Raw genomic sequence first — 11,472 nt, 5'->3', positions numbered from 1 at the left:
AATGGTGGAGCTATTTTTTTTGTTAGATCGCAGGTGTATATGATTGTTACGAATTAAAAAGGAATTTCATATTATACATATAATGGAGGGGATGTACATGAAGGAGCAATATAAAATCATTGTTTTAAGTGATGAATTATCAGGGGATAGGATTCGAAATACGTTAGACAAAAATAAATGTAAAACAATAGTTCATGTTGTGGACGTTTCAGATGTTGTTCGTATAGAAAGTTCTTTTCAATATATAGTCATTTGGAGAGGGGACGCAGAAAAACTTACAAATGACTTGATAAATAGGGGCGTGCAAAGTTCAAAAATTATTAATTTAACAAAATACATGTATGAATGGAAGGATAAATTAATTTCTATCTATCAAATAAATCCGGATCTTATGTCTTTATACATTTCTATGAAAAAAGCAAAGAGTGATCCGACGTATGAATTGTTTGCTACCGGTTTGTCTTATCCGCATTGTGGCATAAGTACGGAGCTTCTCTCAAAAAAGTCAATAAAATTAACACTTCCATCGCAAGATCTATACTATGATTATTTAATAGCGTCACAACTTTTATCAAACAATCATTCATTTCAATATTGTTTAATAGGAATAGCCTATTTCTCGTTTTACTTTGATATGTCGTTATCCTCCGAATCATATAGAATTCACAAAGTATATTATCCATTGTTTCAAGATGGTCATCATACTGTAGTTCACTCTCCTCTACCCACTGATGGATTCTCCCATCTAAATACTCCGAAACCACTTCTTTCTATTTTTAATTTGCATTTTGAATATATTTTATTAGATGAACTAAAAGATGAATCATTGATACTGCCTTGGATAAATGCTGAATGGAATACTACTCCTCTTCATATTCCTTTTGAAGAACACGGGAAAATAAGAGCAGCTTCACATGCTAAATTGGCGTATCCTCAAACTTTAGTTGAAAATAAAATAATTTTTAAAAAATATTTAGAATTACTGTTAAAAAATGATATAAAACCATTAATTGTTGTATTCCCAGTTACTTCACATTATTTCAATTGTAGTAGTAAGAAATTAAAAGAAGATTTTTATAAAGTTATAAATGATTTTCAAACTCAATATTCTTTTCAAATTATAGATCTATTTGATTCACCATTATTTTGTGATGATGATTTTTATGATAGTGATCATATGAATAAAAAAGGTGCAAATAAAATGTCCGCATTATTAAATATGTTTATTCAGGAACGAAAAGTATGATAATTTGTTTCATGTTTGCATAAAAGTATATAGGCTCCATACAGTTAAAGTAATGTGATTTTTGTGTCGCGTATATAAATAATATGCGAAGAGGTGAGAGAGTTAAAATGAGAACTCGTATTGAAAGAACTGAAGAGGTGGTAGAGCAACTTCCGTTGGTAAGTGTATTAATTCCTACGTATAATCGTCCTCGTTACTTTGAAAAGGCGCTATGTAGTGTGTTAGAACAAACGTACCCTAATATAGAAATTATAGTTGGAGATGACAGCACGAATGATGAAACAGAAAAAGTGTTACAAAAATACTTATGTGATCATTCAAATATTATTTATATAAAAAATAGATCAACTCTCGGACAATTTGAAAATGCGCTAATGTTATTTAATGAAGCGAACGGTGAATATATAAATTTTTTAATGGATGATGATGTATTTCATGTGAATAAAATTGAAAAAATGATGAAGTATTTTTTCGATGATTTAGATAATGAAATTAAGCTTGTAACATCTCATCGTCAAGTCATTGATGATAAAGGGAAAGAGCTACGACATATTTATTCGACTGTCCGTTTATTTGAAGAGGATACCATTATAGCGGGAACAGAATTAGGAAATAAGGTAATTGTGGATCAAAAAAATTATATTGGAGAACCGACAACAGTTTTATTTCGTAAAAATGATTTACAAGAACCGTTTGGGATTTTTGATAAGAGGCGGTATTTATGTAACGTAGATATAGCTTCATGGTTATCTTTATTAAGTAAAGGAAAAGCTGTATATATAGCAGAGACACTTAGTTACTTTCGATTACATCCAGATCAACAGTTAAATGAATCTAATAAAATGATGGATGGGTTAGAAGATTTTTCACACAGTATTATAGCAGGAGAACAATATGGTTTCTTATCCAGTGAAAAAGAGTTAAACAAAGCGATAACTAATTTTCTAGATTATGCAAGAAGGATAGTTCCATCATCAATATTATATACATTAGACTATTACCAAAAAATTAGAGCGAAGAAAATAAACATAGAAAAGAAAAAACAACATATAAATAATAATTCTTCTTTACCGAAAGTAAGTATACTTATTCCTGCGTACAATAGACCTTATTACTTGGAATTAGCACTCAACAGCGCTTTGAATCAAACATATGAAAATATTGAAATTATTATTTCTGACGACAGTACAAATAATGAAGTCAATGCTATGATTCAACCGTACTTACGTGAATATGAGTGTATTACATATGTTAAAAATGAAACGCCGTTAGTTGCCGAAAACTTTAATAAGTGTGTAGAACTTGCGAATGGGGACTATATAAACTTTTTATTAGATGATGATTTATTTCATCATGAAAAAATCGAGAGAATGATGAAATACTTTTTGACGTTAGAAAATATTTCATTTGTGACGTCATATCGTGAACTGATTGATGAGAATGGAGAGATATTACCACCTTCAACATTAAATATGAAAATCGCGAAAGAAACTACACTTTTTGAAGGAAAAGAATTAGGGAATTATATGTTAAAAAACTTGAAAAATGTAGTTGGTGAGCCGACAACTGTTTTATTTAATCGGAATTTGTTTGACGGGAAGTTTGGATATTTTAAAGGAAAGGCTTATTCTGCTATTAATGACATTGCAACTTGGCTAGATATGATGAGGAAAGGAAAAGTAGTTTATATACAAGAACCTCTTAGTTATTTTAGACAACATAGTGGACAAAATCAAAAACAAATGCATTTTATTTTAATGACAATTGAAGAGTGGATTGAATTAATTATAGATGCATATAATAGTGGATTTTTAAGCTCCGAAAGTGAGTATAAAGAGAGTTTATCTTATTGTTTAGAAAATGCGGGATTTATAGTTAAGGATGCAGTAAGAAATGGCGAACTAGATCAAATTTATAATGAAAAGATAAAAAAAGGGTTAAACAAGTTAGTTGCTCATATGTTTGAGAAAGAATGTTGTTATTGTCAATATTGCAATCAACAATTTGAAAAATTTTCACCTTGGCCAGCGCATTATGATTTTCCGAAATATAAATTTGAGATGTGGAATAAAGATACAGGGATATGTCCAGTTTGTAATTCGATGGATCGTGAAAGATTGTATCGTGCGTACATTGAAACGGAAACGGACTTGTTAAATAGAAACTATACAATGCTTCATATTGCACCTGAAGCAAAGTTAAGAGATTGGTTTAACGAGTATAAAAATATTACGTATGTATGTGGTGACTTAGAACCAAAGGATCCATTAATGAAGGAAATTGATGTTACAAGGATTACATATGATAGTAATACTTTTGATGTAATATTATGTAGTCATGTGTTAGAACACGTTCCTGATGATGATAAAGCAATGCGAGAGTTATATAGGGTTCTAAAGCCAGGTGGATGGGGAATTATTCAAGTACCAATCGTAATGAATGTGGATTCTATTATAGAGAATGAATTAATTGTAACTCCACAATTGAGGAAATTAGCTTTTGGTCAAGAAGATCATGTGAGAATTTATAATCAATCGGGATTTGTTCAACGATTAATGAATGCAGGATTTAAGGTAGAATTATATAACATAGCGGAAAAACAAGGAATGAAAAGTGCTAGGAAATTTGGATTATCTGAAACAGATATGCTCTACATTGTCCGAAAATGATAGGAAGGAATAGATAGATATGGAGAGTATTCCTTTTTTACGTGCTTCAACTGTACCTGTAAGTGAGTATTTGGACGAATTGAAGGAAATTGATACATCTCACATATATACGAATTATGGACCTATAAATCAACGTTTTGAGGAAACAATTATGTCGTCATTTTTTCAAAACAGGGGAGCTGTTACAACAGTAGCAAACGCAACGTTAGGGTTAATGGCGGCTATTCAACTAAAGAAAAGAAGAAAGGGAAAGTATGCTCTCATGCCTAGCTTTACATTCCCTGCGACTGCCTTAGCCGCTATTTGGTGTGGATTGGAACCTTACTTTATTGATATTTCAATAGATGATTGGTATATGGATAAAACCGTACTTTTGCATAAGATAGAAGAATTAAAAGAAGAGGTTGCGATTGTTGTCCCGTACGCCACTTTTGGATCATGGATGAACTTAGAAGAATATGAAGAATTAGAGAAGAAGGGGATTCCGGTTGTCGTAGATGCGGCGCCGGGATTTGGTTTAATGAATGGAGGAATGCATTACGGTCAAGATTTTAGTGGAATGATCGTATATAGCTTTCATGCAACAAAGCCTTTCGGAATTGGTGAAGGAGGGCTCATATATAGTAAAAACGAAGAAGATATACAACGTATTAAAAGAATGGGGAATTTCGGATTTGATAAAAATCGTGAATGCACGATGATGGGGTTTAATTGTAAAATGTCTGAATACGCAGCAGCTATTGGGATTGCGACTATAAAAAAGTGGGATCAAAAATTAAAAGAACGCACTCGTATTTCTGAATGGTATAAACAGTTATTACAAAATACTGGGTTAATGAAAAAAGGGTGGAAAGTCCAAAAGACAGAAGCAGTTATTCACCAATTTATGCCTATCATTTGTCCAGAAGAAGTTCGCAACATACAAGTAATAGAAGAACTGAAAAAACAGAAAATAGAAGCTAGATTATACTTTTCACCATCTTGCCACCAACAAGTTCTTTTTAAAAACTATAAGTCTACAGATTTAACAAAGACGAATAAAATAGCAAAACGAATCGTAAGTTTACCTTTATGGGAAGGAATGACGAAAGAACTAGTAGAGCAAATTGTAATCTGTTTAGAGCAGAAGGTGGTGTCGGTAGATGAATAGTTTTTATAGTCAAGAAGAACTAAAGGAAATTGGATTTTTATCTGTTGGGAAAAATGTATTGGTTAGTAAAAAAGCAAGTATATATAATCCGAGTGCTATATCAGTTGGCAATCATGTAAGAATTGATGATTTTTGCATTTTAAGTGGTAAAATCACAATTGGAAGTTATTCGCACATATCAGCGTATACAGCGTTATATGGAGGGGAAGTTGGGATTGAAATGCATGATTTTGCAAACATCTCAGCTAAAACAATCGTATATGCAGTACTTGATGATTTCAGTGGAAATACATTAATGGGGCCAACCGTCCCGAATCAATATAGGAATGTGAAAGCAGAAAAAGTTATTTTAAAAAAACATGTGATTATTGGTGCCAATTCTATTATTTTTCCAAATGTAATTGTAGGAGAAGGTACGGCAGTCGGCGCGATGAGTATGGTAAAAGAGAGTTTAGATGATTGGTATATTTACGCTGGAGTTCCCGTAAGGAAAGTAAAACCTCGTCAAAAAAAGATGCTAGAGTTAGAAATTGATTTTTTAAAAAGCATTTATTCTTAACAAAAAAGAATGAATGCTTTTTATTTTTATCTCGCTATTTGCCGAGCAGTAAAACCCCATCTCAAAATTGAGTGAAAGGAATGAAGTTAGGTTGGGGCCTTGTTGCCAGTAAAAAACGATTGGTGAGGGCTAATTAAAGTTTCACTTTATGATGGAGCAGAGAGTATCTTAACTTATTATGTTTTAAATTTTGCTGACCAAGGCAATACTGAGCCATAGTGAATGTAAAGTTGGAGGGCGAGCGTATATGTTTGATGAGGATGGGATTGTTTTAATTATGGAACCAGCTGATGAAAGAAACTTGAGGAGATTTATTTTTTCAGTGCCAAAGTCAGTGTATGAAAAGAAAGGGCTTACATTACACTATGGAACAGCTATAGGACAAGGATATATGGATATAATTGAAGATATTATAAGCGTACATATAGAAATAGATGTTGTAACGATAATAGGGCATGTAAGAGGATAAATAGCTATTTGAAAAAGGTTATAAACAATTTAGCTAGAAGTTATGTATAGAGAAAATTACAGACAATGATAAAGACGAAGGGAGTCTAAAATGAAAATAAAATCAATTTTATTAGTATTTATAGTTTCAATTGGTTTAATGGGATGTTCAATAGTGGAAGAAGGAAAGAACTCCATAGATTATGCTCAAAAGGCGACAGACTATGTAAATGAAATAAGTGCATTTGCAAATGATGCACCAGCATTAGCAGAAAAGGCCGTCAATGATAGTGAGGCTCGAAAAGAATTAGAAACGAAGCTTAGTGAAATTAAACAAGATATACCCGCATTCAATGAATTAACGCCACCTGATGTAGCAAAGGATCTTCATCAACAAATCGTCGGATATAACGAAAAGTTAAATACGTTAATTGATACGGTGATGACAAAGATAGAAGAAGGGAAAGTGGATGTAGAGCAATTTAAAAACTCTGAGCTTATGCAGACGGTAGATCAAGTTCGAGATTTGAAAGATAAAGTGCAAAATTTAGGTCAATAGTAAAAAGCTCCGTTTGTGATAAACGGAGCTTTTTACTATTGGATACAATAAACGATTACACCAACGATAATAATCATGTTGCCGATGAGTTTACGTTTCGTTATTTTTTCTCCTAGGAAATACCAACCAAAAATTAATATGATGATATAACTTAAGGATTCTAATGCTGATGCTTGTTTTAATGCCATGCCCTTCATGGCGATAACATTTAATCCGGCGTTAATTACAAATAAAGAGTAGCCGATAATAACATAAGGATTCACATATTCTTTTATTCTAGAATCGTATTGTTGCAAAGTAGCTTTTTTTAATAATATTTGTGAGTAATTAGCTAAAATTATCCCGAAAATAAATAATAACATATAACTATTCATCTTTTGTCACCACCACAATTCCGACGATAATAATAGCTGCACCAAGTAGATGATTCCACTGAATCGTATCTCCAAATAGAAATACTGACCAAAGCATTGACCACAGTATAATAATCCCGCGATGTGAATATGCTTTTGAAATTTCGAAATGTTTAATTACTTGTTGCCATAAAATTGCATATCCGAATAAAAGTATAACTAATCCGAAATAAGCAACAAAAAATGAGATGGAAGCAATGGGGAATTTAGCTGCCCATTTCATGTAAACCATAATGATAGAATATATCAAAAAAGCTACATGTAAAAATACGTAATTTTTAATAGTTGGTTTCATTTATTCACTCTCTTTTACATATAAATATATATTTATATCTATCTTTTCCTAATAATAGATATTGGAACGTATTTTGTTTAATCTTTCACATTCCAAAGTATATAGTATCATGGCTTTTATTGTAAGACAATAGAAGCCATGCATTCATTTTTTCCAAGGTTCTACAATATGTATCGTTTTATTTGTTGCATCCAACTCTACTTGAACACCGATAGGTATGGTAATCATTGGATGTGTATGACAACAATCAAAGTCAGCTAGAAAAGGAATTCTTTGATTTTGAAGTACTTCTAATAGTATTTCAAAAGGTTTTCGATTTGTACCACAATCATCAAATTGCTCATGTTTTCCAAGAATGATACCTGAAATTTTATTGAATACACCGTTAATTTTAAGTAATGAAAAGCTTCTTTCAATAGTAGCTGCATCTTTTGAACTGTCCTCAATAAAGAGAATGTCACCTTCTTGAATATGTGGCATATAGGGGCTATCCCAAATTCCTTGTATCGTGTTTAAATTCCCGCCAATAATACGCCCGGTAGCTTTTCCATCAATTACTGAAATCCAATCGTTTGGTCGAAGTTCTTTCTTCTTTGTCTTTTCTTCCCAATTAATAAATTCATCTGACCAAAATAATGGTTGTTTTATATGATAAGGAAGAGAATGATCATGTAGTAAAGTTTCAGCGAAATATTTGTATGTGCAATCAACAAAAGGTTCAAATTCGCCAAAGGAAGGGACGAGAGCTGGTCCATAAAATGTAGGGATTCCTGTTTTGGCGTAAATTGCTAGTAATAAAGCAGTTGCATCTGAATACCCAATCATTATTTTAGGGTTCTTTAGAAAAGCATCATAATCAATATAAGGTAATATTGAATTTGAATTCACCCCACCAATTGTTGACATAATACAAGAAATATTAGGATTTCTTATTAAGACATTTAGCTCCTCAGCACGCTCTTGTATACTACCAGAACGATAAAAATCATATCGACCTGTTAATGAACCTTCTAATATATGAAACCCTTTCTGTTGTAAGTAAGATTTTGCTCGTTCAAATCTCTTTGGTGAAGTGTAGGTTACTGGTGAAGAAGGGGAGTAGATCCCAATTGTGTCTCCGTATTTTAATGATTTTGGAAGTAGCATTTGTATGAATCCCTTCTATTAAATAGTTTATCTCGCTATTTGACGGGTAGCCAGATTGGGGGCTGATTAAAGTTTCGCTTTATTTACGAGATTTTATTATTGAATATTCTTACGTTTCAACATTGTAAGTTTAACATAAGTAAATTAAAATAATCATTGCTGTACTATGAATAAATATACCTTTTACCTTGACTATATAAAGGAATTGTTGTTAAGGTTAAATGTGAGTGTATAAAAGGTTTGCTAAAGGAGTTTTGAAATGAATCGGTTAAAATGGGGAAGGATGACAGTCCTATTAGTCATTATTTTAGGGATATGTTGGTTCTTATTCCAAGGAAATCAAAAAAGCGTAGCGAATGTAGAAGGACAACCTTTGCAAGTGGCAGAACTACCTAAAGCAGGATTTACTGAAAAAGTAGTCCCGCCAAAGTACATCCCACCAGAAATTAACGCAAAAGCAGCTATGATTATCGATGCGAGTGATGGAGATATTATTTATCAATATAATGAAAATGAAGCTTTTGCACCGGCTAGTATGTCTAAGATGATGACAGCGTATCTTCTACTAGAGAGTATACATAACGGGAAAGTTCGCTGGGAAGATCCAGTGAAAATGAGTGCGAAGGCGGCACAAACAGAGGGAGCGAGAATCCCAGTACAAGTTAATGACACATTAACTGTTAAAGATTTATATCATGCATTAATGATTGAGTCAGCTAATAATTCAGCTGTGGCTTTAGCAGAACATATGGCAAAATCGGAGAAAGATTTCGTTCAGCTTATGGATGCAAAAGCGAAACAGTTAAAAATGTCGGAACATGCTAAATTTGCAAATGCGTCTGGATTACAAGAGCCAGATGGAAGTGAAACAAAAATGACGGCTGCTGATGTAGCGCAATTGGCGTATCATCTTATAAAAGATTATCCGGAAATATTAGAAGTGACTCACTTACGCCAAAGTCAGCTAGCATTTAATAATATTAATGTTATAAGCACAAACGACATGTTAAATAGAAATAATAAAAGTTTATATATAGAAGGAATGGACGGACTAAAGACTGGATTTACAGATAGTGCAGGATACTGTTTTACTGGGACTGCAAAGCAAGGTGATAATCGAATTATCACAGTGGTCATGGGGACATCAAATAAAACAAAACGTTTTACAGAGACAAATAAGTTAATGTCGTATGCATTTGGATTAGTTAAGTAAGTAAGTAAGTAAAATACGAATCTAAATCGCTACATAAGTAAGACTGTTTGTTGTTACTAATTTTAGATAACAACAAACAGTCTTTTTATTTTTATTTTAAAAAGGAAAAAGCTTCTAAATATAAGTGTTATTATTTGAGTTTGTTTGTTGCTGTGATATTATAAAGTTATAAGCTTATTAATAATAAGTTTGAGGGGCGTAATATGATATATACATATGAAATAGCCTCAATTGAAAATTGGAGGGAATTATGATGGCAAAAGATTTTTACTCAGCAATTGAAGACAGAAGATCTATTTATGCAATTAGTAAAGAGCAAGTAGTTTCTGATGAGAAAATTCAAGAAGTGATTTATCATGCTGTAAAACATACACCTTCAGCTTTTAATTCTCAAAGTGCTCGCGTTGTTGTTTTATTAGGAGAACAACATGATAAATTATGGGATATTACGAAAGAAACGTTACGAAAAATTGTACCTGAAAATAACTTTGCACCTACTGAAGAAAAAATGAATGCATTTAAAAGTGGTTATGGAACGGTTTTATATTTTGAAGACAGTGAAGTAGTGGAAAGCCTTCAAGCTAACTTTGCATTATATAAAGATAATTTCCCAACTTGGTCTCAGCAATCATCAGGAATGTTACAATTTGCAATTTGGACAGCTTTAGAAATTGAAGGGTTTGGTGCTACGTTACAGCATTACAATCCGCTAATTGATGAAGAAGTGAGAAAAGAGTGGGATGTTCCAGAGAATTGGAAACTTATTGCACAAATGCCATTTGGTAAACCGGTAGTACAGGCTGGGGAAAAAGAATTCCAACCGCTAGAGGACCGTGTGAAAATTTATAAATAATTTGATAAAAGGTGAACAGGAATATAACCTGTTCACCTTTTTTATACGTAATAAGGTTTTTTTTGTCCGGCATTTTTCATCTGATTTTTTAATTCATTTTTACGTGTTTCAATAGCTGATACTTTTTGTAATGTTATCATTGAAACGAATTGAATAAAAGCATAGTATAGCTCTATGTTTTTTTGTATTGGATCATCTATTATATTTCTCACAAATATGCCTCCCCTTTTTATTCCAATAAAACTCCGTATTAATGGGCAGCCCGAGTGGTGAGGGTTAATAATTAGCGGAGGATGTATAAAACCCTTACTGATTAAAGTTTCATTTTATAAGGGAATGAAACTTTAATCAATTCGCTAAAATTCTTTTTTATTAAGATATGTATATAATACTATAAACATCCTATAAATTCCATTATGGGAAAAAGAGAACAATTGATATAGTGTGTGTTTTCTTTAAAGGAGAAATGGCTTTTTTGAAATAAATCTTACAATTCGTCAAATTATTTCAAAAATGTAGATAGTATAGAAATTTAGTTTTCTAAAAATATTATACTATTGATAAATAGAGTGATTTTTGTCATGATGAAAGTATACTTCATGTAAGGAGCTTTATAAGGAAATACATACTTGAGTTTGTATTAGGTTAATAGAATTTTTTATAAAAGATAGAAAAGGGATGTTTTATATTGAGATATTAAATGAAATGTCGAATTTTCATGCGATATATGAGAAATTTGAAAAAATCATTGCAAAAACACTGTGTTTAATGATAAAGTTCACATGAAGTTCACACGGATTTCACTTCGTTCATTTAAAATGAACTCTGTGTGAAAAATAAAACTCTTGCTAAAAAATGGAACTGGATGAATATTTTACTTTGATAATATTGTAAAGTATTAAGTTTTAATTTTTTTTTAAGA

The 11,472-nt window shown here is 31.9% G+C and carries 12 protein-coding genes; 8 read left to right on the top strand and 4 right to left on the bottom strand.

Going from position 1 to position 11,472, the window contains the following annotated elements; translation table 11 throughout:
- The first annotated feature begins 97 nt into the window (after window positions 1–97).
- The 6 genes from F3I02_RS04840 (at window position 98) to F3I02_RS04815 (ending at window position 6,630) form a co-directional block, all read left to right on the top strand.
- On the top strand, window positions 98–1,246 hold the full coding sequence (locus tag F3I02_RS04840; RefSeq protein ID WP_000664247.1) for a hypothetical protein: 1,149 nt from the start codon (window positions 98–100) through the stop codon (window positions 1,244–1,246).
- Window positions 1,247–1,353: 107 nt separating this feature from the next.
- Window positions 1,354–3,915: a glycosyltransferase gene (locus tag F3I02_RS04835; protein WP_074594100.1), complete on the top strand. Its 2,562-nt coding sequence runs from the start codon at window positions 1,354–1,356 to the stop codon at window positions 3,913–3,915.
- 19 nt (window positions 3,916–3,934) lie between these two features.
- Window positions 3,935–5,065 (top strand): DegT/DnrJ/EryC1/StrS aminotransferase family protein, encoded by a 1,131-nt coding sequence (locus F3I02_RS04830; RefSeq protein WP_000443945.1) that lies wholly within the window; start codon window positions 3,935–3,937, stop codon window positions 5,063–5,065.
- Window positions 5,058–5,624, top strand: a complete 567-nt coding sequence (locus F3I02_RS04825; RefSeq protein ID WP_001084165.1) for an acyltransferase — start codon at window positions 5,058–5,060, stop codon at window positions 5,622–5,624. The genes F3I02_RS04830 and F3I02_RS04825 overlap by 8 nt, the downstream gene beginning before the upstream one ends.
- Before the next feature lie 247 nt (window positions 5,625–5,871).
- Entirely contained in the window at window positions 5,872–6,093 is a 222-nt protein-coding gene (locus tag F3I02_RS04820; protein WP_000459099.1) for a hypothetical protein, read from the top strand.
- 90 nt (window positions 6,094–6,183) lie between these two features.
- Entirely contained in the window at window positions 6,184–6,630 is a 447-nt protein-coding gene (locus F3I02_RS04815; protein ID WP_196477709.1) for a DUF6376 family protein, read from the top strand.
- Between the two features lie 35 nt (window positions 6,631–6,665).
- Here the strand turns inward: F3I02_RS04815 and F3I02_RS04810 are convergent, their stop codons facing one another.
- The 3 genes from F3I02_RS04810 to F3I02_RS04800 all read right to left on the bottom strand — a co-directional run bounded on the left by F3I02_RS04810 (window position 6,666) and on the right by F3I02_RS04800 (window position 8,484).
- Window positions 6,666–7,004, bottom strand: a complete 339-nt coding sequence (locus F3I02_RS04810) for an EamA family transporter (protein ID WP_001089868.1) — start codon at window positions 7,002–7,004, stop codon at window positions 6,666–6,668.
- The gene (locus F3I02_RS04805; protein ID WP_000805125.1) at window positions 6,997–7,338 is read right to left on the bottom strand and encodes an EamA family transporter; all 342 of its coding nucleotides are present in this window, start codon (window positions 7,336–7,338) and stop codon (window positions 6,997–6,999) included. Before F3I02_RS04805 ends, F3I02_RS04810 begins: the two co-directional genes overlap by 8 nt.
- A 144-nt stretch (window positions 7,339–7,482) precedes the next feature.
- Window positions 7,483–8,484 carry a S66 family peptidase gene (locus tag F3I02_RS04800; RefSeq protein WP_196477708.1) on the bottom strand — a complete coding sequence of 334 codons (1,002 nt, stop codon included), beginning with the start codon at window positions 8,482–8,484 and terminating at the stop codon, window positions 7,483–7,485.
- Between the two features lie 259 nt (window positions 8,485–8,743).
- On the opposite strand from F3I02_RS04800, the gene F3I02_RS04795 reads away from it, so the two are divergent.
- Window positions 8,744–9,697, top strand: coding sequence for a D-alanyl-D-alanine carboxypeptidase family protein (locus F3I02_RS04795; protein WP_046945383.1), 954 nt, complete (start codon window positions 8,744–8,746; stop codon window positions 9,695–9,697).
- 250 nt (window positions 9,698–9,947) lie between these two features.
- Entirely contained in the window at window positions 9,948–10,550 is a 603-nt protein-coding gene (locus F3I02_RS04790; RefSeq protein ID WP_002163947.1) for a nitroreductase family protein, read from the top strand.
- A gap of 41 nt (window positions 10,551–10,591) precedes the next feature.
- Here F3I02_RS04790 and F3I02_RS04785 read toward each other — a convergent pair whose 3' ends face one another.
- Window positions 10,592–10,762, bottom strand: a complete 171-nt coding sequence (locus tag F3I02_RS04785; RefSeq protein ID WP_001244278.1) for a hypothetical protein — start codon at window positions 10,760–10,762, stop codon at window positions 10,592–10,594.
- Window positions 10,763–11,472: the final 710 nt, after the last annotated feature.

The organism is Bacillus sp. SRB3LM, assembly GCF_015712745.1.
In the GTDB taxonomy this organism is placed as follows: Bacteria; Bacillota; Bacilli; order Bacillales; family Bacillaceae_G; genus Bacillus_A; species Bacillus_A thuringiensis_K.
Note: the sequence above shows the minus strand (reverse complement) of the source record. Positions and strands in the feature narration are given on the sequence as shown.

What these genes read in the sequence shown, in the direction of transcription:
- F3I02_RS04840 (WP_000664247.1), top strand. Translation starts at nt 98, where the DNA reads ATGAAGGAGCAATATAAAATCATTGTTTTAAGTGATGAATTATCAGGG.
- F3I02_RS04835 (WP_074594100.1), top strand. Translation starts at nt 1,354, where the DNA reads ATGAGAACTCGTATTGAAAGAACTGAAGAGGTGGTAGAGCAACTTCCG.
- F3I02_RS04830 (WP_000443945.1), top strand. Translation starts at nt 3,935, where the DNA reads ATGGAGAGTATTCCTTTTTTACGTGCTTCAACTGTACCTGTAAGTGAG.
- F3I02_RS04825 (WP_001084165.1), top strand. Translation starts at nt 5,058, where the DNA reads ATGAATAGTTTTTATAGTCAAGAAGAACTAAAGGAAATTGGATTTTTA.
- F3I02_RS04820 (WP_000459099.1), top strand. Translation starts at nt 5,872, where the DNA reads ATGTTTGATGAGGATGGGATTGTTTTAATTATGGAACCAGCTGATGAA.
- F3I02_RS04815 (WP_196477709.1), top strand. Translation starts at nt 6,184, where the DNA reads ATGAAAATAAAATCAATTTTATTAGTATTTATAGTTTCAATTGGTTTA.
- F3I02_RS04810 (WP_001089868.1), bottom strand. Translation starts at nt 7,004, where the DNA reads ATGAATAGTTATATGTTATTATTTATTTTCGGGATAATTTTAGCTAAT.
- F3I02_RS04805 (WP_000805125.1), bottom strand. Translation starts at nt 7,338, where the DNA reads ATGAAACCAACTATTAAAAATTACGTATTTTTACATGTAGCTTTTTTG.
- F3I02_RS04800 (WP_196477708.1), bottom strand. Translation starts at nt 8,484, where the DNA reads ATGCTACTTCCAAAATCATTAAAATACGGAGACACAATTGGGATCTAC.
- F3I02_RS04795 (WP_046945383.1), top strand. Translation starts at nt 8,744, where the DNA reads ATGAATCGGTTAAAATGGGGAAGGATGACAGTCCTATTAGTCATTATT.
- F3I02_RS04790 (WP_002163947.1), top strand. Translation starts at nt 9,948, where the DNA reads ATGATGGCAAAAGATTTTTACTCAGCAATTGAAGACAGAAGATCTATT.